This is a genomic window from Amycolatopsis vancoresmycina, assembly GCF_000716785.1.
In the GTDB taxonomy this organism is placed as follows: domain Bacteria; phylum Actinomycetota; class Actinomycetes; order Mycobacteriales; family Pseudonocardiaceae; genus Amycolatopsis; species Amycolatopsis vancoresmycina.
Genome location: NZ_JNYY01000008.1, coordinates 274,362 through 295,011 on the forward strand (window position 1 = coordinate 274,362; position 20,650 = coordinate 295,011).

The window sequence follows — 20,650 nt, forward strand, 5'->3', positions numbered from 1 at the left end:
ACGCCTGTCCCACGCGGTGGTGCCGCACGCACCAACCTGCACCTTGCTGAGTGGAAACTGCCTGCGTACCGGGGTTCTCCGAGGGGGCGGTGAACCACCCGATCACGCAATGTGAGCACCGTAGGGCCGGGGTGGTCCCCTTCGCCAGACCCCGGCTGCCACGAATTCGGCGACCTGCGCGTTTTCGACCGCAATCCACCCGGATGGTCGAGCGCCGGAGTCCGAAATCCGAGATTGGTGACACTCGGTGATTTACCGTCCGCTAACACGCACGGTAGCCGCCGGCACCGCTCGTGGCGGTGCCGGTACGCAGAAGCACGAGGTCAGGAGAACAGCGTCCGGAAGAAGGTGACGATCGCTTCGGCGCCGTCCTTGAGCCAGCCGAGCACGCGGTGCACGAAGTCGGCGGACTGGGTCGGCTGGGTGATCAGGAAGAAGAGGACGAGCGCGACCACGCCCACGATGAGAATCTTCTTCACGCCGCCCGACATGCGCTTCCTCCCCGGCTCGCCGTCCCCGTCCTGGGAGTGGCCACACCGACACTCTAGGGAAGGCGGCCCCGGAAGACACCTCATCGGCGCCCGGAGGGTGGCGGACGCCGATCCCGGGGGCGTACCGCTCGGTGACCGGGCGTGCCTCGAGTGAGCGTCGAGCCGCGTCACCGGGCGGGTTCCGGTCAAGCGGCCGATAGGGTCTCCGGATGGACGACGACGGTTCCCGGGTCGAGCTGCGGCCGGTGGCCGAGGCCGACCTCGAGCTCCTCGAACGGCTGACCAATGATCCCGTCGCCGCCGGCGAGCACCAGTGGTTCGGCTGGCACGATCCCGGTTACCTGCGCCGCCGGTGGCAGGAGACGGGGATGCTGACCGCCGAGACCGGCATGCTCGTGCCGACGCTCGGCGGCCGCGTGCTCGGCCTGGTCTCCTGGCACCGGACCCGCACCGGGCCGGCGTCCTACTGCTGGAACATGGGCCTCGTCCTGGCCCCGGAGGCGCGCGGCCACGGCTACGGCACCGAGGCCCAGCGCCTGCTCGTCGGCTACCTCTTCGCGCACACGCAGCTGAACCGCGTCGAAGCGACGACCGAGATCGGCAACCGCGCCGAACAACGCTCGCTCGAGAAAGCCGGCTTCACCCGCGAAGGCGTCCTCCGCGGCTTCGACTTCCGGGACGGCGAGTGGCGCGACCACGTCCTCTACTCGGTCGTGCGCTCCGACCTGGCGAAGAGCTAGGCGATCACCCCGGCTTCGCGCAGCGCTCCGAGGTCCGTGACGCCCAGTTCGGCGAGCACGGCTTCGGTGTCGGACCCCTTGGCCCGCGGGGCCTCCGGCGTCCCGGGCGGCGTGCGGTCGAACCGGGGCGCCGGGGCCGGCTGCACCATCCCGCCGATCTCGACGAACGTGCCGCGCGCCGCGTTGTGCGGGTGCGACGCCGCCTCGGTGGGCGAGAGCACCGGCGTCAGGCACGCGTCGGTGCCTTCCGCGCGGGCGACGAGGTCGTCGCGGGTGTGCTTGGCGATCGCCCCCGCCACGATCTCGCGCAGGCGAGGCCACTGCGTCTTGTCGATGTGCAGCGGCAGCTCCGCCGGATCCAGCTCGAGGACCTTGACCAGGTCGCCCCAGAACCGCATTTCGATCGCGCCGACGGCGACGTACTTGCCGTCCGCCGTTTCGTAGGTGTCGTAGAACGGCGCGCCGCCGTCGAGCATGTTCTCGCCGCGCTCGTCGGACCACAGGCCGGCCGCCTTGATGCCGTGCAGGCTCGTGGTGAGCAGCGCGGCACCGTCGACCATCGAGGCGTCGACGACCTGGCCGCGGCCGGACGTGGTCCGTTCGTGCAGCGCGGCCAGGATGCCCATCGCCAGCAGCAGCCCGCCGCCGCCGAAGTCGCCGACGAGGTTGAGCGGCGGCACCGGCCGCTCGCCCGCGCGCCCGATCGGCTCGAGGGCGCCGGCGAGGCCGATGTAGTTGATGTCGTGCCCGGCCGCTTTGGCCAGCGGGCCGTCCTGGCCCCAGCCGGTCATCCGGCCGTAGACCAGCCGCGGGTTGCGGGCGTGCACGACGTCCGGGCCGAGGCCGATCCGTTCGGCGACCCCGGGCCGGAAGCCCTCGATGAGGACGTCGGCGGTGTCGCACAGCTTCAGCACCAGCTCGACACCCTCGGGCGTCTTCGTGTTGATGCCGACGGACCGGCGGCCGCGGGCGAGCGGGTCGGTCCCGATGCCGAGCACGTCTTCGCCCGGCTGCGCGCGGTCGATGCGGACGACGTCGGCGCCGAGGTCGGCGAGGATCATCGTGGCGAACGGCCCCGGTGCGAGACCGGCGAGTTCCACCACCTTCAGGCCGCCGAGCGGACCTGCCTTCATGAGCGGCACCCTTTCAGAGCGAGCGGGAGATGATTTCCTTCATGATTTCGCTGGTGCCGCCGAAGATCCGGGAGATACGGACGTCGGCCCAGGCGCGCGCGATCGGGTACTCGGTCATGTAGCCGTAGCCGCCGAAGAGCTGCACGCAGTCGTCGACGACCTTGTTGACGCGCTCGGTGGTCCACAGCTTCGCCATCGCCGCGCCCTGGACGTCGAGCTCGCCCTTGAGGTGGCGTTCGATGCACTGGTCGAGGAACGCCCGGGCCACCGCGGCTTCGGTCGCCGCCTCGGCGAGGGTGAACTTGGTGTTCTGGAAGGAGAAGATCGGCCGGCCGAACGCCGTGCGCTCCTTGGTGTACTCCAGCGTGAGGTCGACCGCCGCCTCCAGGCCGGCCACCGCGGTGACGGCGATGATCAGCCGTTCCTGCGGCAGCTGCAGCATCAGCTGGATGAAGCCCTGGCCCTCGGCGTCGCCCAGCAGGTTGGCGGCCGGCACGCGGACGTCGTCGAAGAACAGCTCGGCGGTGTCCTGGCCCTTCAGCCCGACCTTGTCGAGGACGCGGCCGCGGCGGAAGCCCGGGGTGTCCGTCTCGACCACGATCAGCGAGACGCCCTGCGCGCCCGCGTCCGGGTCGGTCTTGCACGCGACGACGACGAGGCCGGCGTGCAGCCCATTGGTGATGAAGGTCTTCGCGCCGTTGAGGACGTAGTGGTCGCCGTCGCGGACCGCGCGCGTCTTGATGCCCTGCAGGTCGGAGCCGGTGCCGGGCTCGGTCATCGCGATCGCGCCGACCAGCTCGCCGCTGGCCAGCTTCGGCAGCCACTCGCGCTTCTTCTCTTCGGCGGCGTAGGCGAGCAGGTAGTGCGCGACGATTCCATTGTGGACGGTGACACCCCACGCGCTGTCGCCGGAGCGAGCCTGCTCTTCGTAGAGCACGGCCTCGTGGGCGAAGGTGCCGCCGCCCCCGCCGTACTCCTCGGGGATGGACAGGCAGAGCAGGCCGACGTCACCCGCCTTCGTCCACAGCTCGCGGTCGACCTTCTTCTCCGCCGCCCAGCGCTCCTGGTGCGGGACGGCTTCCTTCTGCAGGAACGATCGCGCGAGCTCGCGGAGGTCATCGAGCTCGGTCGTGCTCCACGAGCTCTTCGGCAGTTGCAGTGGCACGGGACCCTCCTGCTGGAAAACATGACGATCAGCATGTAAGTTCTGATCGGAATGTACATCCATTCCGTCCGGTAGGTAAAGCAGGGAGGCCGCGGTGACCGAGACGGCGCACCGGACCCAGGCGCAGCGGCGCGAGCAAACCCGCACGGCGCTGCTCGACGCCACCATCGACTGCCTGGTCGAGGTCGGCTACGCGCGCACGTCGGTGCAGGAGATCTGCGCCCGCGCGGGCGTGTCGAAGGGCGCGGTCCAGCACCACTTCACCGCGAAGGCCGAGCTGATGGCGGCCGCGGTCGAGCACCTGACGACGAAGCTGCGCCGTCAACTCGCGGCCTCGCTCGACGACCTGCCCGGCGGCGGCACCGGTGTCGCCGCGGCGATCGACCTGCTGTGGGCCGGCTACTCCGGCACGCTCTCGACCGCCGTCACCGAGCTGTGGGTCGCCGCCCGCACCGACCCGGAGCTGCGCGCGGCCATCCGCCCGGTCGACCGCGCCCTCGGCCGGGCCACCCTCGAACACGTCACCCAGGTCGCCGGCGAACTCCCGCCCGAACGCGCGGAGCTGCTGTTCTGGCTCACCGTCAACCTCACCCGCGGGCTCGCGCTGGACGCCGAGCTCGGCGGCGACCCGGCCCGGCGCCGCCAGCTCCTGGAGGAGTGGAAGCGGATCGCCGTCCTGCTCTACCAGGACGCCACCACTGCGCCGAGCTGACCACAACGCTGCTTTGCCCCTTATCCCGCAGGCGGATTTCGTGGTCCAATCCCCTCCGAACGAGGGGAGTTCCGATGACCGCCGCCCCGTACCCGTACTCCTACGGACCGCCTCCCACCCCGCCTCCCGCGCAGCCGCCGGCCGACCCGGGCGCCTTCTTCCGGCTGTTCGCCGGGATCCTCGGTGTCCTCGCCGCGCTGCTGGTGATCGCCGGGTCGTTCCTGCCGCAGACGTCGTTCGAGCAGGTGGTGAACGGCAAGACCGAGAGCAGCCAGACGATCAGCGCCTGGTCGCGCTCGTTCGCCGTCGAGCCCGGCGACGAGGCGAAGAAGTTCTACGACCAGACCCACGTCGCGCGGTACGGGATCCCGCTCAGCGCCGGCGCGGTGGTGCTGCTGGCCGGCGCCGGCCTGGCGTTCGCCGGCGCGCGCCGCTCGGCGGGCCCCGGGCTGCGGTCGGGCGCGCGGACGGCACTGGTGGCGGGCGCCGCCGGGGTGACCGCGGCGGTGTGGATGCTCGGCATGGACGTCTCGGCGACGCTGAGCTACGAGACCGAGGACGCGACGATCAAGTCGCACTACGCGACCGGGACGGGCTTCTGGGTGCTGCTCGGCGGCGGGGTCGTCGCACTGGTGACGCTGGTGTTCGCGGCGCTGGCCGGGCGGCGGGCGCCCGCGGCCGTCCCGTCCGTCCCGGGTGTTCCCGGAGTCCCGGGTGGGCTGGGTGGGCCGGGTGGGCCGCCGCCGGGGCCGTACCAGCAGCAGGCGCGGCCGTACGCGGGCGGCTACCCGCCTGCCGGGCCCCCGGCCTACGGCGGGCCCCAGCCGTTCCCGGGCGGGCCGCCGTCGCAGCCGTTCGCCGCGCAGCCACCGGGACCGCAGTCGCAGCCGTTCCCGGCGCAGCCCCAGGCCGGGCGGCCGTTCGGGAGCCCGTCGCCCGGGCAACCCGGTGAGCCGCCGGAGCCCGGCGCCGTGTCGTCGCGGCTCGACGACCCCTACGGCGGCGTGACGCAGGCCCAGTCACACCCGTCGCAGCAGGAGCCCGCGTCGCCGACCGAGCCGAACTACCAGCTGCCGCCGCTGAACCCGCCCAATACGTGAAACATATTCACATCAGACTGGACATCTGACGTACCGACGGTATGGTGTACTCGTCGGTAACCCCTGCGCGGCGTCGCGCGGGCTCCGGACGCCGTGGAACGGAGACGTCATGACCAGCACGACCCCCGCGAAGGCCGTCGAAGACACCCCGTTGCCGCCGACCGTCGGCGGCGTCGCCGGAGCACCGGGCTCGGCACGGGCAACCGAGCTCGTCGCCCGGGTGGCGGGCGGCGCGGACTCGGCGCCGATCCGGATGACCGCGCCCTTCACCGGGCTGCCGATCGCCACCCTGCCGCAGGCCACCGACGCCGACGTCCGGGCGGTGTTCGGCCGCGCGCGGACGGCCCAGCGCGCGTGGGCGGACCGCTCCCCCGCCGAACGCGCCCTCGTCCTCACCCGGCTGCACGACCTCGTGCTCGCCCGGCAGGACGAGGTGCTCGACCTGGTCCAGGTCGAAGCGGGCAAGGCCCGGCTCGACGCGTTCGACGAGGTCAGCGCGACCGCGCTGGTCGCGGCCTACTACGGCAAGCACGCCCCGAAGCTCCTCGCGCCCCGCCGCGTCGCCGGCGTCATCCCCGGCCTGACCCGCGCGGGCGAGATCCGGCACCCCAAGGGCGTCGTCGGGATCATCTCGCCGTGGAACTACCCCCTGGCGCTGACCGCGATGGACGTCCTGCCGGCACTGGCCGCCGGGAACGCCGTGGTGCAGAAGCCGGACAACCAGACCGCGCTTTCGGCGCTGTGGCTGCACGAGCTCGCCGAGGAAGCCGGGCTGCCCGCCGGGACGTGGCAGATCGTGCTCGGCCGCGGGTCGAAGATCGGCACCGCGCTGGTCGAGGAGTCGGACTACCTCTGCTTCACCGGGTCCACGCCGACCGGCAAGGAACTGGCCGGCCAGGTGGCGAAGCGGCTGACGTCGTACTCGCTCGAGCTCGGCGGCAAGAACCCGATGGTCGTGCTGCCCGACGCCGACGTCGCAAAGGCCGCGACGGGCGCGGTGACGGCGTGCTTCTCCTCGGCCGGGCAGCTGTGCGTGTCGGTCGAGCGGATCTACGTCCACGAGGACATCCGCGACGAGTTCACCCGCGCGTTCGTGGCCCGGACGGCGGCGTTGCGGCTCGGCGGCGCACTCGACTACCAGGCCCAGATGGGCTCGCTGACGTCGGAGGAGCAGCTCGCGGCGGTATCGGCGCACGTCGAGGACGCCCGCGCGAAGGGCGCGTCGGTGCTCACCGGCGGCCGCGCGCGGCCCGACCTCGGCCCGCTGTTCTACGAGCCGACGGTGCTGGCGGGCGTCACGCCCGGCATGCGGCCGTTCGCGGAGGAGACGTTCGGGCCGGTGGTGTCGATCTACGGCTACACCGACGTCACCGACGCGATCGAGCGGGCCAACGACACGCCGTTCGGCCTCAACGCCAGCGTCTGGTCGCGCAACGGCCGCGCGGGCTGGGAGGTCGCGGCCCGGCTCAAGGCCGGCACGGTCAACGTCAACGAGGGCTACGCGGCGACGTTCGGCAGCGTCGGCGTCCCGATGGGCGGCATGAAGGACTCCGGCGTCGGCCGCCGCAACGGCGCCGAGGGCCTGCTGAAGTACACGGAGTCCCAGTCGATCGCCCTCCAGCGCGGCCTGGCCCTCCGCCCGCCGAAGCGCGTCCCGGGTTCCCTGTGGTCCCGAGGCATGACATTCGGCCTCAAAGCCCTCCGCCGCCTCCCCCGCTGACGTGATTGAGGAGGCATCTCGCGTGATTGAGGAGGCATCTCGCGTGATTGAGGAGGCATCTCGCGTGATTGGCGGGGCATCACTCCGATGCCCCGCCAATCACGGGTGATGCCCTCCTGATCACGCGTGATGCCCCTCTGATCACGCGTGTTCGGCGGTGGGGGCGGTCAGGAGGCCGCGGTCGTAGGCGATCGCCACTGCTTCTGCGCGGCGGCTGGCGCCCAGTTTGGCCATCACGCGCGAGAGGTGGACGCTCACCGTTTTTTCGCTGATGTAGAGCTCTTCGCCGACCTGGCGGTTCGTGCGGCCCAGGGCGACGCGCTCCAGGACGTCGCGTTCGCGGTCGGTCAGCGGGTCGGTCACGTCGCGGGCCGGGGCCACCGGCTCCGCGCCCGCCAGCTCGACTCGTGCTCGGTGGGCCAGGTCGCGGACCGCGTCGCGCAGCGGGAGCGCGCCGAGGCGGACCGCCACCGCGTGCGCCGCTTCCAAGGCGACGCGTGCGTCGGCGTCCGCCGCCAGCAGCGCCTCGGCTTCGTGCCAGCGGCAGACCGCCTGCTCGTACACCGCGCCGTAGCCGAACGCCTCCGCCGTGGCCGCCCACCGCTGCGCGTCGCCGCGGCCGGACAGGCACGACGCCGCCGCCTCCAGCCGGGCCAGCCAGGCCCGGCCTTCCGGCCCGAGCGTCCCCGATCGCGGCTGCCCGACGACCGCGCACATCCGGCCGTGGGTCAGCATCCGCTCGCCGGCCGCGATCGCCGCGTCGGCCGCGGCCTGGTCGCCGTGGACCCGGGCGCCGGCGGCCAGCGCGGCCGCGGCCGTCACGCCCAGCGTGGCCACCCGGATGCCGGCCAGCAGGCCGGATTCGATGCGTTCCAGCCAGCCGATGAGGTCTTCGGCCCGGCGCACCGCCTCGGCGTGGTCGCCGCGCCAGTACGCCAGCTCGATCCCGGCGGCCCCGGCGGACAGCGGGATCTGCATGTCCGCCGTCCAGTGCTGCCGCAGCCCGCCGAGCAGCTTCGCGCCCTCGTCGAACCGGCCGCGGGCGACGACGAACAGCGACCAGATGGCCTGGATCCGCGCGGCGACCGCGCTGGACACCCCGCGCCCGGCCCGGCCGGCGCTCTCGTCCGGCCAGTCGCCCGTCAGGTAGCGCAGCATCAGGTGCCGCGCCCGCAGTTCGAGCCCGAACGAACTCCAGCTCAGCCCGGATTCTTCGGCCCGGGCGACACCGCGCGCGGCGTGCGCCAAGGCTTCGGTGAACGCGGCCTCGTCGTCGTAGCTGAGCGCGAGGAAGTAGATGGCCCGGATCTCGGTGTTCAGCGCTCCGGCGTCGCGCGCCTTCCGCTCGGCCTTGCGCAGCCACTCGCGCGCCTCGGCCGCGTCGCCCCGCGAGTCGGCCAGCGTGCCCAGGGTGACCAGCGCCGACGCCTCCGCGCCCGCCGCGCCGACGGCCTGCGCGTCGGACACCGCCATGTGCGCGCTGTCCAGCGCCGCCTCGGGTTCTTCGAGGATCCGCAGGAACCCGGCCCGGCTGGCCAGCACCCAGGCCCGTGCCGCGCTGGGTTCGGTGTCCTTGACCAGGTCCCAGGCCCGGTCGATGGCCGCGACGGCCTCCTCGAGGGTGCCTTCCAGCGCGAGCAGCGCGTCCGCCAGCCGCCGCCACACCTTCGCGGCGCGGTCGGTCGGGATGTCCGGGGTCAGCGACTGGGACGCCGAGCGGGCGAAGGCGACGGCCCGCTCGGGCTCGCCCGACGTGCCCGCGAAGTAGGACGCCTCGTACAGCAGCCGCAGCTCGTCGAAGTCGGCGGGCCGGTCCGCGACGCCGACCGCGTCCCAGATGGACAGCGCCTGCTCGACGTGCTGCAGCGCCGACCCGGGCGCGCCGAGCTTCTCGGCTTCGTCCATCGCGCGCAGCAACGCCGGCAGCGCCGTGACCAGGTCGCTGCTCTGCATCGAGTGGTAGGCCAGCTTCGCGTCGTGCCCGCGGCCCTGCGGCCGCGCCTTGATCCGCGCCGCGTACGCCGCGTGCGTGCGTGACCGCTCCCCCGGCAACAGGTCGCCGTACACCGCTTCCTGCAGCAACGCGTGCCGGAACGTGTAGGAGCCGTCGGACAGCACCACCAGCACGTGGTGCTGGACGGCTTCGCGCAGCGCGTCGTCGAGTTCGAGCTCCCCCAGCCCGGACACCTCGGCGAGGGCGGCGTGCATGACGGGCTCGTTGGCCACCGAGATCACCCGCGCGACGCGGCGGGCGTCCGGCGAGAGCCGCTCGAGCCGGGACAGCAGCACCTCGGCCAGCCCGGCGGGCAGGTCGTTGCACTCCGTCTTGGTGGCGAGCAGCTCCTCGGCGAAGAACGGGTTGCCCTCCGACCGGCTGACGATGTCGGCCACGACGTCCGAGGGCAGCGGCTCGTCGGCCAGCGCCTCGACGAACCGGCGGGCGTCGGCCGCGCCGAAGGGGTGCAGGTCGACGCGCTCGACCGTGGCCAGCCGGACCAGCTCCGAGAGCACGCCACGCAGCGGGTGACGGCGGTGCACGTCCTCCTCGCGGTAGCTGCCCACGACCAGCAGCCGCTGCGCCCGCAGCCGGCTGAGCAGGAAGGACAGCAGGTTGCGGGTCGACGCGTCGGCCCAGTGGAGGTCCTCCAGCAGGACCACCACCGGGCGCGACTCGGCGATCTCGGTCAGCACCCCCAGTACCGCGTCGAACAACTGCAGCTGACCGAGGTCCTGCTCCGGCCGGGGACGCACCATGGTTTCCCGGTCGTTGGAGGTCATCGGCGGGTGTTCGGCCGTCCGGGGCTCCTCGAAGCCGGGGCCCTGCGGCAGCAGCCGCCCGAGCGCCGGCCGGGCCCGCACCGCGGCGGCGACCACCGGGTCCGCCGCGCTGCCCAGCGGGGCGAGCGCTTCGGCGAACGGAAGATAAGGAAGACCGCCCTCGCGGACGTCGATGCAGCGGCCGGTGAGCACCAGCCCACCGCACGCCGAGACGTGCTCGCCGAGCGCGGTCAGCAGCCGGGTCTTGCCGACCCCGGCGTCCCCCGAGAGCAGCACCGCGCCGGCTTCGCCACGTTCAGCCCTGGCGAAGGCGGCGCGGAGCCGCCGCATCTCGTGGGTACGGGCGACGAGCGGGATTCCGGAGCCGAGTCGGGGCACGAGGAGCATTCTTGCCTACACCCCCGACAGTTTCCGACCGCTTATCGCCATCGACACCATCACGCCGCCCCTTACCGGGCGGTCTCGCCGACACCCGCGGTCTCCCGCGCGGCTTCCCGGCGCTCCTGCTTCGGTACGTCGACGTCGGTGTGCGCGGCCCGCAGGTGGCGGACGGCGCGGCGGGCGCGGGCGGCCCAGGCGCTGCGCCCGGCCTTCCGCAGTTCCTCGGCCCGGTACGCCGCTTCGGCTCGGACCGCGTCGAGCATGAGATCGCTGTGCATCGTGTTCCCCTGTTCCTGGTTCTCCGGTTCGGTAGCACTCAGGTTCGTCCTGAGGGGGCACCTCAGGCATCGGGTGATCACGTTGCCGTGGGCACGAAAAGACCCCTTACTCCCGGCCAAGCCCAGCTCGGCGGGGGTAAGGGGTCTTCCCGAGCGCCTCAGTCGTGCGCCGGGCCGCCGGTCCGCACCGTGGCCAGCAGCCCCTGCCAACCCGACGCGGGCAGGCGGAACGCACCCCCTTCGGGGTCCTTCGAGTCGCGCACCGCGGCGCCGCCGCCGACGAACGCGACCTCGACGCAGTCGTTGCCGCCACCGCTGTGGCTGCTCTTGCGCCACCGCGCCCCGGAGAGTTCTGCTTCCATGGTCCCCACTCCTTACTGTGTCCTCGGTTCCAGTTGGTGCACCGGAGCCGGTACGGCCGCCTGTTCGGCGAACCGTCCGGCCGCCTCGGCGATCAGCTCCACCGAGTCGTCCGGCTTCAGTGCGGCCGCGCGCAGATGGTCGAACATCAGCCCGTAGCGCCGGACGTCTGTGGGTTCCTCCAGGTAGAGGCCGCTGGACGTGCTGTCGTCGACGTAGACGACGTCCGGGTCGGCCTGCTCGGGGAAGCCCATGATCAGGAAGGGGCCCTCCATGCCGGGGTGCGCCCCGGCGCCGAACGGCACCACCTGGATGGTCACGTTCGGTTTCTCGGCGACGGCGACCATGCGGTAGAGCTGCTCGGCCATCACCTCGGGGGTGTCGACCACGCGGCGCAGCACGGCCTCGTCCATCACCGCCCAGTACTCCGGCGGCGGGGTCTCGGACAGCAGTTCCTGGCGCGCCATCCGCGCGGCGACGCGCCGGCGGATCTCGGCTTCTTCGGCGTCCGGCCGCAGTGCGCGGATCACCGCGCGGGCGTACCGCTCGGTCTGCAGCAGGCCCGGCACCAGCAGCGCCTGGAACGCCCGCAGCGAGCTGGCGTCGGCTTCGAGCCCGACGAAGGTGCCGGTGAAGACCTCGTTGTACGCGTGCCACCAGCCGCGTTTGCGGGCTTCCCTCGCCAGCTGGACGAGCGCCTCCTGCTCGTCGCCGGTGATCCCGTAGAGGGCCAGCATGTCCCGGGCGTCACGCGGGGTGACCCCGACGTGGCCGGTTTCGATGCGGCTGATCTTCGAAGCGGAGCACTCGAGCTTCTCTCCCACCTCGTCGATGGTGAGGTCCGCGGCCTCGCGGAGCCGGCGCAGCTCGCCCGCGAGCCGCCGGCGGCGAACCGTGGGGCTCTGTCCCCTTGCCATCGCGGCACCTCCGGATCTCGACGTTCCTGTATCTAACCAGCCGGTCGCAGACTCGGTGGAGCATTAACACGAGGCGATTGCCGGCACCGGATCTGCAATTTGCAAAATGCTCTTGTACCCTCGCACCCTGCACTCGCAACGGGCGCTCGACAGTCGGCCCGCCGTGGCTTCGACCGGCCTCTGAGCAGGGTAGACGATGATCCCGCGATGTGCCGCCCGGTCGCCGGGCGAAGGGGTCCGGGGCCGTCCCCCGATCGGTCCCGGCCCCCTCACAAGGGCCGGGTGCCCCTTTCCCGGGACCAATATTCGACCTATTCGTCGCCCGGAAGGGTGATTTCCCGGCGAACTTCACAACACGCGCAAGAGTCCTTCTTGGACGACCGTCGCGATCAGGGTGCCGTCCGCGGCGAAGAACCGGCCGGTGGCCAGACCACGGGCCCCGGACGCGGTCGGCGAGGCGCTGTCGTACAGGAACCACTCGTCGGCGCGGAACGGCCGGTGGAACCACAGCGCGTGGTCGAGGCTGGCGCCGAGCACCTTGTCGGTGTCCCAGTAGACGCCGTGGCGCGCGAGCACCGAGTCCAGCAGCGTCATGTCGGAGGCGTAGGTGAGCACGCACACGTGCAGCAGCTGGTCGTCGGGCAGCTTCCCGTCGGCGCGCATCCACACCTGGTTGCGGGCGGGCCGCTCGCCGGTCTCGCGGGTGATCCACGGCGGCTCGTTGACGTACCGCACGTCGATCGGCCGCGGCCGGGCGTGCGCGCCGATCGCGTAGCCCTCGGCGCGTTCCATCAGGGTCGGCAGCGTCTCCGGCGCCGGGACGCCCGCCGGCATCTCCTCGGCGTGTTCGATGCCCGGCTCGTCCTTCTGGAACGACGCCGAGAGCGAGAAGATCGCCTTGCCGTGCTGAATCGCCACGACCCGGCGGGTGGTGAACGAACGGCCGTCGCGGATCCGGTCGACCTCGTACACGATCGGCACGCTGGGGTCGCCGCCGCGGATGAAGTACGCGTGCAGCGAGTGGACCCGGCGTTCGTCGGGGACCGTGCGCCCGGCCGCGACCAGCGCCTGGCCGGCGACCTGCCCGCCGAACACCCGCACCGGCGAGTGGGCGGGCGAGACGCCGCGGAAGATGTTCTCTTCGATCTTCTCCAGGTCGAGCAGCGCGATCAGGCGGTCGAGCACCGGCTGGCCGCCGCCGGGGGTTTCCTGTTCGGCGGCGGCCCTGGCCATTTCAGTCATGGCCAGACCCTATGCGCTGGACGGGTGACGCGTCCCTTATGCGTGGTCGTCTTCACCGAGGCGGTGCACGCGGATCAGGTTGGTCGACCCGACGGTGCCCGGCGGGGAACCGGCCACGATGACGACCAGGTCGCCCTTCTGGTACTTGCCCATCTCCAGCATGGCGTGGTCGACCTGCTGGATCATCTGGTCGGTCGAGTTGACCTGCGGGACGATGTGGGTGTTGGTGCCCCAGGTCATCGACAGCTGGCTGCGCACGCACTCCTCGGGGGTGAACGCCAGCAGCGGCAGCCGCGTGTGCAGCCGCGCCAGGCGGCGCACGGTGTCACCGGACTGCGTGAACGCGACCAGCGCCTTCGCGTTGAGCCGCTCGCCGATGTCGCGGGCGGCGTAGGAGATCACGCCGCGCTTGGTGCGCGGGACGTGCGACAGCGGCGGCACGATCGGCGAGTCGGTCTCGACCGCCTCGATGATCCGGCCCATCGTCTGCACGGTCTCGATCGGGTACCGGCCGACGCTGGTCTCGCCGGACAGCATCACCGCGTCGGTGCCGTCGAGGACCGCGTTCGCGACGTCGGATGCCTCGGCGCGGGTCGGGCGCGAGTTGTTGATCATCGACTCGAGCATCTGCGTCGCGACGATGACCGGCTTCGCGTTCTCGCGGCAGATCTGGATGGCGCGCTTCTGCACCAGCGGGACCTGCTCCAGCGGCAGCTCGACGCCGAGGTCGCCGCGGGCGACCATCACCGCGTCGAAGGCCAGCACGATGGCTTCGAGGTTGTAGACGGCTTCGGGCTTCTCGATCTTGGCCACGACCGGCAGCCGGCCCTTGCCGACCCGATCCATCACCTGGTGGACCAGGTCGATGTCGGCCGGGGAGCGGACGAAGGACAGGGCGATGAAGTCGACGCCCAGCTCCAGCGCGAACTCGAGGTCCTCGATGTCCTTGTCGGACAGCGCCGGCACGGAGACGTCCATGCCGGGCAGCGAGACGCCCTTGTTGTTGCTGACCGGGCCGCCTTCGGTGACCTCGCAGACCACGTCCGGGCCCTCGACCTTGCGGACCACCAGGCCGACCTTGCCGTCGTCGACGAGCAGCCGGTCGCCGGGCTTGGCGTCCTTCGCCAGGCCCTTGTAGGTGGTCGAGACCCGGTCGTGGGTGCCGGCGACGTCCTCGACGGTGATCCGGACGACGTCACCGTTGTGCCACTCGACCGGCCCGCCGGCGAACGTGCCCAGGCGGATCTTCGGGCCCTGCAGGTCGGCGAGGACGCCGACCGCCCGCCCGCTCTCGGCGGCCGCGGACCGGATGAGGTCGTAGACCTCCTTGTGGTCGCTGTGGCTGCCGTGGCTGAAGTTCATTCTGGCCACGTCCATGCCCGCGTCGACCAGCGCCCGCATCTTCTCCGGTGTGGCGGTGGCGGGGCCCAGGGTACAAACGATCTTCGCGCGTCGGCTCACGTCCACATAGCGTAGACCCTCTTCGCTCGTTCGTCTGTACCGATCCCGAATGTTCAAGAAGATGTTCAGAAACCTGCCCGCTCAGGTCACGCTCAGCGACGCGGCTGTTCGCTGGGGCCGACCCGGTCACGGGCCCATTCGTTGAACTCGCGCAGCTGCCGCCACGCCTTCCGGACCCGGTCGAAGGCACCCCGCTCGTGCAGGACGTCGTCGGGCTCCCAGCCGCGCACGGCGTACACCGAGCGGTAGCGCAGCAGGTCCAGGCGCGGGTGTTCGGCGTCGAACCCGCGCGGCTTGGACTTCAGCCGGTCGCCCTTGACCTCCCAGCCGGTGCGCTCCAGCTTGGCGAGGATCTTCTGCAGCGCTTCGCCGTGCAGGTCCGTGTCGACCGCCTTGCGGAACCGGGCGACCTGGTCGGAGGCGAGGTAGAAGCAGCCGCCGCCGACGCGCAGGCCCTCCGGCCCGACCTCGACATAGTAGGCGCCGCCGCCCCGGCCCTGCTCGATCACCCCGCCGCAGTGGGTCTTGTACGGCGTCTTGTCCTTGGCGAAGCGGACGTCCCGGTAGGGGCGGAACACCTTGGGCTCGCCGAACCCGTCGGAGAACTCGGGCGCCAGCTCGGCCAGCAGGGCTTCCATCGGGGCGCGGACGTCGGACTTGTACGTCTCGACGTGGTCGTCCCAGTAGGGCTTGGAGTTGTCCTCCACCAGTCCGTCGAAGAAGTCGACGGCGTACTCGCCGAATCCGCTGAACTTCACGCGGACGACAGTAAACGGGGGCACCGACGGTTTCCGCCGGTGCCCCCGGGACGCTACTTCGCGACGGCGGTGATCAGCTCGCCGTTCGTGGTGTCACCCGAGAGCTCCCAGAACATCGCGCCGCCCAGGCCCTGGGTCTTGGCGTAGGAGATCTTGCCCGCGATGGTCGCCGGGGTGTCGTAGCTCCACCAGTTGCTGCCGCACTTGGCGTACGCGGTGCCGGCGATGGTGCCGGTCGCCGGGCAGGACGTCTTGAGCACCTTGTAGTCCTCGATGCCCTGCTCGTACTTGCCGGGCGCCGGGCCGGTCGCCGTGCCGCCCGGGGCGCTCTGCGTGACGCCGGTCCAGCCGCGGCCGTAGAAGCCGATGCCCAGCAGCAGCTTGCTCGCCGGGACGCCCTTGCTCTTCAGCTTCTGGATGGCCGCGTCGGAGTAGAAGCCGGCCGTCGGGATGCCCGAGTAGCTGGTCAGCGGCGAGTGCGGGGCAGTCGGGCCCTGCGCCGCCCATGCGCCGAAGTAGTCGTAGGTCATCACGTTGTACCAGTTGACGTACTGCGCCGCGCCGCCGTAGTCGGCCGCGTCGATCTTGCCGCCGCTCGTGCCGTCCGCGGTGATCGCCGCGGTGACCAGCTTCGAGCCGAACTTCGCCCGCAGGGCCTGGAGGAGGTTCTTGAACGCCGCCGCGCCGCTGGTGTCGCAGCTCAGGCCGCAGGCGTTGGGGTACTCCCAGTCGATGTCGATGCCGTCGAAGACCCCGGCCCAGCGCGGGTCGTTGACCAGGTTGTAGCAGGAGTTCGCGAACGCGGTGGGGTTCTTCGCCGCCTGCCCGAAGCCGCCCGACCAGGTCCAGCCGCCGAAGGACCAGATGACCTTCAGGCCGGGGTGCTTGGCCTTGAGCTTCTTGAGCTGGTTGAAACTGCCGGCGAGGGGCTGGTCCCACGTGTCGGCGACGCCGTCGACGCTGCCCGCGGCGTCGTAGGTCTTCTGGTAGTCGGCGTAGGCGTCACCGAGCGCGCAGCCGCCGTTCGTCACGTTGCCGAACGCGTAGTTGATGTGGGTCAGCTTGCTCGCCGAGCCCGACGTCTCGATGTTCTTGACGTGGTAGTTGCGGTCGTAGACACCCCATTCGGTGAAGTAGCCGACCACCTTGCCGACGGACGCCTCGGTCGCGGCGGTGGCGGCCGGGGCGGTGACCCCGCCCGCGACGAGACCCGCGGCGGCCGCCACGGTCAGCAGGGCCGAGAAGCTTTTCCTGCGGAAACGGGACATGCGTTCTCCCTCCGGGGAATTACTCACGGCGTCGGTGCCGGAGTGGTGGGGACCACACTCACCGTAAGTGGACTAGACCACTAGGTCAATGGTTCAGACCATGGTCGATCCACATTCCTTGACAGGAATATGCCCGGCGGAGCACATTTCAGGGGTGATGCGGACTTTCGACGTCCTCGCCGAGCCCCGGCGCCGGACCATCCTCGACCTGCTGCGCGACGGCGAGCGCTCGGTCGGCGAGCTCGTGGACGAGCTGGAGCTGAGCCAGCCCGCGGTGTCCAAGCACCTGCGGGTGCTGCGCGAAGCCGGGCTGGTGACGGTCCGGGTCGCGGCGCAGCGGCGGTGCTACGCGCTGCGCCCGGAACCCCTGGCCGAGGTCGACGCCTGGCTGGCGCCCTACCGCCGGTTCTGGTCGGACCGGCTCGACGCGCTGGAACGGCGGCTGGACGAGAGCTGAGCGTCAGCCGAACGTGATCCCCCGGTCCGCCGCCCGGCGCTCGCCCCATTCGTACAGCGCCGTCAGCGCGGGCCGCAGCTCCTCGCCCACCGCCGTCAGGTGGTACTCGACGTGCGGGACCCGGCCGTCGAACTCCTCGCGGCGGACGATGCCGTCCGCCGCCAGCTCGCGCAGCTGCTGGGTCAGCATCTTCTCGCTCACCCCCGGCATCCGGCGCCGCAGCTCGCCGTAGCGGTGCGCGCCCTCCTTCAGGTGCGCCAGGATCACCGGTTTCCACTTGCCGCCGATGAGGTCGACCGCCAACTCCGTCGCGCAGTGGTACCGCTTCATCGCCACTCCCCCTACGCACCGGAAAGTACGTGGTTGCCCGGCCGGGCCACCCCTGGTTGCCTGGTGATCGTGCCAGAAACCCCGCCGACGCCGACCCTCTACGACTGGGCCGGCGGCCACGAAGCCTTCGTGAAGCTGCTGACGATCTTCTACGGCCACGTCCTCGAAGACCCGCTGCTCGAGCCCGTCTTCCGCGACATGGACCCGGACCACCCGGAGCACGTCGCGGTCTGGCTCGGCGAGGTCTTCGGCGGACCGGCGGAGTACTCCGCGAGCCACGGCGGCCACGCCCACATGGTCGGCCGCCACCTCGGCCGCGGGATCACCGAAGAGCAGCGCCGCCGGTGGGTGAACCTGCTGCTCGACGCCGCCGACGAGGCCGGCCTGCCCGGCGATCCCGAGTTCCGCGCCGCCTTCGCGGGCTACCTCGAATGGGGCAGCCGGCTGGCCGTCGTCTTCTCCGCGCCCGGCGCCGAGCCGAACCCGCACGAACCCGTCCCCCACTGGGACTGGCCGATGCCCCCCTGGCAGCCGCCGTCGCCCTGACCGCATAGTGAGGGCAGCCGGAAAGGAGGGCTGCCGTTGATCCGGGTGGACGGCCGGACCCTGCGCTGCGCCGACGTCGTCACCGCGGCGCGCACCGAGGGCCCGCTGGGCATCGACGTCTCGATCGCCGCGCTGCGCGCGGCCGAGCACGCGTGGAAGCTCGCCGAAGAACTGAGCACGCGCCGGGTGGTGTACGGCCGGACCACCGGCGTCGGCGCCAACAAGGACGACACGGTTGAAAGCTCCGTCGAGCACGGCCTGCGGCTGCTGCGCAGCCACGCCGGCGGCAGCGGCGAGGAAATGCCGCCGGGGCACGTGCGGGCGATGCTGCTGATCCGGCTCAACCAGCTGCTGGCCGGGCGGTCCGGGATCAGCCCCGAGCTGATCGGCGCGCTGGCCGAAGCGGTCCGCACCGGCGCACGGCCGCTGGTGCACCGGCTGGGCGCGATCGGCACCGGCGACCTGGCCCCGCTGGCCGAGGCGGCGCTGGCGCTGACCGGCGAGCGGCCGTGGGTGACCGGGCACGTGCCGCCGGTGCCGGTGCGGGCGGGCGACGCGCTGGCGTTCATGAGCAGCAACGCCTCCACGCTCGCCGAAGCGACCCTCGCCGCGATGCGGCTGGACACCCTGACCAGGGCGAGCCACGCGGTCGCGGCGCTGACGTACGTCGCCCTCGACGGCAACCCCGAGGCGTACGCGACGCCGGTGCACGAGGCGCGGCCGCACGCGGGGCAGGTCGCCTGCGCGGCCGAGATGCGGCGGCTGCTGGGCATGCACCAGACGCCGAAGCCGGGGCGGCGGATCCAGGACCCGTTCGGGCTGCGGGCGTTCCCGCAGGTCCAGGGCCCGGCGCTGGACGCGATCCACTACCTGCGTGACGTGCTCGCCGTCGAGATCAACGCGAGCACGGAGAACCCGATGATCTCGACGGTCCACAACGACGCCTACCACCACGCGCACTTCCACACGGCGTACGTGTCGACGGCGCTGGACCAGGCCCGGGCGACGGTGCACCAGGTGGCGGAGCTGTCGGTGGCGCGGCTCGGTGACCTGGTGGAGCCGGAGTTCACCGGCCTGCGGCCGTTCCTCGCGGCCGGGCCGCCGGGCAGCTCGGGCGTGATGATCCTGGAGTACGTGGCCCACGACGCGCTGACGGAGCTGCGCCAGGCGGCCCTGCCGGCCACCCTCGGCACGGCGGTGGTGTCCCGCGGCATCGAGGACCACGCGAGCTTCTCGACCCAGGCGGCCCGCGCGGCGACCGCGGCGTGTGCGGCGTACCAGCAGGTGCTGGCGTGCGAGCTGGTGGCGGCGGTGCGAGCGCTGCGGATGCGGGAGGCCGACCTGGTGGAGCTGCCGGTGCGGGACGCGTTCGACGCCGCGTCGGCCGTGCTGGACCCGAGCGTCGACGACCGGCCGCTGACCGAGGACATCGCCGCCGCCGTCGGCGTACTGGCGGAGCTGGCCCGCATCTAGCGTGAACCCGATCCGCCAGGTGAAACCGGGGACGGCGCGGACGTGATCACCGCGTCCCGAGCGGTTCGCGGCGGTTTCGACCGCTACCTCGCCCGGCGGCTCGGCGCCCAGGTCGCCGGCGTGGTGAGCCAGGGCATCGTCGACGCCGTGCGGCAACGGCCCTGAACGCGCGAAGGGCCGCCCCGGGACTTCCCGAGGCGGCCCTTCGGCGGCAGAACTCAGCCGAAGAAGACTTCGGCTTCCTGGTAGCGCTCGGCCGGGACCGTCTTCAGCTCGGCCGTCGCCTCGGACAGCTTCACGCGGACGATGTCCGTGCCCTTCAGCGCCACCATCACGCCGAAGTCGCCGTCGGCCACCGCGTCGACCGCGTTGAGGCCGAAGCGGGTCGCCAGGACGCGGTCGTAGGCCGTCGGGGTGCCGCCGCGCTGGACGTGGCCCAGGACCACCGCGCGGGACTCCTTGCCGGTGCGGTGGGCGATCTCGTCGGCCAGCCAGGTGCCGATGCCGCCGAGGCGGACGTGCCCGAAGGCGTCCTTCTCGCCGGTCAGCAGCTTCTCCTCGCCGCCCTCGGGCAGCGCGCCCTCGGCGACGACGATGATCGGCGCGAACTCCTTCTCGAAGCGGCGCTCGACCCAGGAGACGACCTGGTCGACGTTGAAGTGCCGCTCCGGCACCAGGATCACGCTCGCGCCGCCGGCCAGGCCGGAGTGCAGCGCGATCCAGCCGGCGTGCCGGCCCATGACCTCGACGACGAGGGCGCGGTGGTGCGACTCGGCCGTGGTGTGCAGCCGGTCGATCGCCTCGGTCGCGATGGAGACCGCGGTGTCGAAGCCGAACGTGTAGTCGGTGGCGCCCAGGTCGTTGTCGATCGTCTTGGGGACACCGACGACGCCGACGCCGTCGTCGGTCAGCCGCTTCGCGACGCCGAGGGTGTCCTCGCCGCCGATCGCGATCAGCGCGTCGACACCTTGGTCGGCGAGGACCTGCTTGATCTTGTCGACCCCGCCGTCGACCTTGTACGGGTTGGTGCGCGAGGACCGCAGGATGGTGCCGCCGCGGGTGAGGATGTCCTCGACGTCGTTCAGGCCCAGCGGGCGGCTGTCGCCGGTGAGGGGGCCGTTCCAGCCGTTGCGGAAGCCCACGAAGTCCCAGCCGTGCACCTCGATGCCCTTGCGCACCACCGCGCGGATCACCGCGTTGAGCCCCGGGCAGTCGCCGCCGCCGGTCAGCACACCGACACGCATGAGAAGCCTCCGTCTGTTCTCGGGAGATGACAGTCACATTTCGTCAGACGCCAGGGTAGCGGCTCACGTCTTGATCGGTGCAGCCCGTACCACCTG

The 20,650-nt window shown here is 71.9% G+C and carries 21 protein-coding genes; 8 read left to right on the top strand and 13 right to left on the bottom strand.

What is annotated here, in order from left to right; genetic code table 11:
- Nucleotides 1–323: 323 nt before the first annotated feature.
- Nucleotides 324–491: a hypothetical protein gene (locus OO60_RS47180; RefSeq protein ID WP_004558947.1), complete on the bottom strand. Its 168-nt coding sequence runs from the start codon at nt 489–491 to the stop codon at nt 324–326.
- A gap of 209 nt (nt 492–700) precedes the next feature.
- Between OO60_RS47180 and OO60_RS21075 the strand changes: the two genes are divergently transcribed.
- Nucleotides 701–1,231, top strand: coding sequence for a GNAT family N-acetyltransferase (locus tag OO60_RS21075; RefSeq protein WP_004558948.1), 531 nt, complete (start codon nt 701–703; stop codon nt 1,229–1,231).
- Here the strand turns inward: OO60_RS21075 and OO60_RS21080 are convergent.
- On the bottom strand, nt 1,228–2,364 hold the full coding sequence (locus OO60_RS21080; RefSeq protein ID WP_004558949.1) for a CaiB/BaiF CoA transferase family protein: 1,137 nt from the start codon (nt 2,362–2,364) through the stop codon (nt 1,228–1,230). The genes OO60_RS21075 and OO60_RS21080 overlap by 4 nt on opposite strands.
- A 13-nt stretch (nt 2,365–2,377) precedes the next feature.
- The gene (locus tag OO60_RS21085) at nt 2,378–3,529 is read right to left on the bottom strand and encodes an acyl-CoA dehydrogenase family protein (RefSeq protein WP_004558951.1); all 1,152 of its coding nucleotides are present in this window, start codon (nt 3,527–3,529) and stop codon (nt 2,378–2,380) included.
- A 94-nt stretch (nt 3,530–3,623) separates the two neighbouring features.
- Here OO60_RS21085 and OO60_RS21090 point away from each other — a divergent pair, with 94 nt between their 5' ends.
- From OO60_RS21090 to OO60_RS21100, 3 genes are all read left to right on the top strand, one after another.
- Nucleotides 3,624–4,241: a TetR/AcrR family transcriptional regulator gene (locus OO60_RS21090; RefSeq protein ID WP_033261924.1), complete on the top strand. Its 618-nt coding sequence runs from the start codon at nt 3,624–3,626 to the stop codon at nt 4,239–4,241.
- A 74-nt stretch (nt 4,242–4,315) separates the two neighbouring features.
- A complete protein-coding gene (locus OO60_RS21095) occupies nt 4,316–5,341 on the top strand; it encodes a hypothetical protein (protein WP_033261925.1) in 1,026 nt (341 codons plus the stop codon).
- 109 nt (nt 5,342–5,450) lie between these two features.
- A complete protein-coding gene (locus OO60_RS21100) occupies nt 5,451–7,061 on the top strand; it encodes a succinic semialdehyde dehydrogenase (RefSeq protein WP_003077594.1) in 1,611 nt (536 codons plus the stop codon).
- A gap of 141 nt (nt 7,062–7,202) precedes the next feature.
- Here OO60_RS21100 and OO60_RS21105 read toward each other — a convergent pair whose 3' ends face one another.
- The 8 genes from OO60_RS21105 to OO60_RS21140 all read right to left on the bottom strand — a co-directional run bounded on the left by OO60_RS21105 (nt 7,203) and on the right by OO60_RS21140 (nt 16,504).
- Complete coding sequence (locus OO60_RS21105; protein WP_033261926.1) at nt 7,203–10,226, bottom strand: helix-turn-helix transcriptional regulator; 3,024 nt, start codon at nt 10,224–10,226, stop codon at nt 7,203–7,205.
- Between the two features lie 62 nt (nt 10,227–10,288).
- Nucleotides 10,289–10,498, bottom strand: coding sequence for a hypothetical protein (locus tag OO60_RS21110; protein ID WP_004558627.1), 210 nt, complete (start codon nt 10,496–10,498; stop codon nt 10,289–10,291).
- A gap of 158 nt (nt 10,499–10,656) precedes the next feature.
- Complete coding sequence (locus tag OO60_RS21115) at nt 10,657–10,860, bottom strand: DUF397 domain-containing protein (RefSeq protein ID WP_004558626.1); 204 nt, start codon at nt 10,858–10,860, stop codon at nt 10,657–10,659.
- 12 nt (nt 10,861–10,872) lie between these two features.
- Nucleotides 10,873–11,775, bottom strand: coding sequence for a helix-turn-helix domain-containing protein (locus tag OO60_RS21120; RefSeq protein WP_004558625.1), 903 nt, complete (start codon nt 11,773–11,775; stop codon nt 10,873–10,875).
- A 348-nt stretch (nt 11,776–12,123) separates the two neighbouring features.
- Nucleotides 12,124–13,017: an acyl-CoA thioesterase II gene (gene tesB, locus OO60_RS21125; protein WP_033261927.1), complete on the bottom strand. Its 894-nt coding sequence runs from the start codon at nt 13,015–13,017 to the stop codon at nt 12,124–12,126.
- Between the two features lie 36 nt (nt 13,018–13,053).
- On the bottom strand, nt 13,054–14,478 hold the full coding sequence (pyk, locus tag OO60_RS21130; RefSeq protein WP_004558623.1) for a pyruvate kinase: 1,425 nt from the start codon (nt 14,476–14,478) through the stop codon (nt 13,054–13,056).
- 92 nt (nt 14,479–14,570) lie between these two features.
- The gene (locus tag OO60_RS21135) at nt 14,571–15,236 is read right to left on the bottom strand and encodes a DUF2461 domain-containing protein (protein WP_004558622.1); all 666 of its coding nucleotides are present in this window, start codon (nt 15,234–15,236) and stop codon (nt 14,571–14,573) included.
- A 53-nt stretch (nt 15,237–15,289) separates the two neighbouring features.
- Nucleotides 15,290–16,504 (bottom strand): glycoside hydrolase family 18 protein, encoded by a 1,215-nt coding sequence (locus OO60_RS21140; RefSeq protein ID WP_004558621.1) that lies wholly within the window; start codon nt 16,502–16,504, stop codon nt 15,290–15,292.
- Nucleotides 16,505–16,661: 157 nt separating this feature from the next.
- Between OO60_RS21140 and OO60_RS21145 the strand changes: the two genes are divergently transcribed.
- Nucleotides 16,662–16,961, top strand: a complete 300-nt coding sequence (locus tag OO60_RS21145) for an ArsR/SmtB family transcription factor (RefSeq protein WP_004558620.1) — start codon at nt 16,662–16,664, stop codon at nt 16,959–16,961.
- A gap of 3 nt (nt 16,962–16,964) precedes the next feature.
- Here OO60_RS21145 and OO60_RS21150 read toward each other — a convergent pair whose 3' ends face one another.
- Nucleotides 16,965–17,291 (bottom strand): winged helix-turn-helix transcriptional regulator, encoded by a 327-nt coding sequence (locus OO60_RS21150; RefSeq protein ID WP_004558619.1) that lies wholly within the window; start codon nt 17,289–17,291, stop codon nt 16,965–16,967.
- A 63-nt stretch (nt 17,292–17,354) separates the two neighbouring features.
- Between OO60_RS21150 and OO60_RS21155 the strand changes: the two genes are divergently transcribed.
- The 3 genes from OO60_RS21155 to OO60_RS48200 are packed head-to-tail and all read left to right on the top strand — an operon-like array spanning nt 17,355 to nt 19,475.
- A complete protein-coding gene (locus OO60_RS21155; protein WP_004558618.1) occupies nt 17,355–17,837 on the top strand; it encodes a group II truncated hemoglobin in 483 nt (160 codons plus the stop codon).
- A 36-nt stretch (nt 17,838–17,873) separates the two neighbouring features.
- A complete protein-coding gene (locus OO60_RS21160) occupies nt 17,874–19,310 on the top strand; it encodes an aromatic amino acid ammonia-lyase (RefSeq protein WP_004558617.1) in 1,437 nt (478 codons plus the stop codon).
- A 42-nt stretch (nt 19,311–19,352) separates the two neighbouring features.
- Entirely contained in the window at nt 19,353–19,475 is a 123-nt protein-coding gene (locus tag OO60_RS48200) for a hypothetical protein (RefSeq protein WP_276204619.1), read from the top strand.
- Nucleotides 19,476–19,528: 53 nt separating this feature from the next.
- Here OO60_RS48200 and OO60_RS21165 read toward each other — a convergent pair whose 3' ends face one another.
- Entirely contained in the window at nt 19,529–20,554 is a 1,026-nt protein-coding gene (locus OO60_RS21165) for a 6-phosphofructokinase (RefSeq protein WP_004558616.1), read from the bottom strand.
- Between the last annotated feature and the right edge of the window lie 96 nt (nt 20,555–20,650).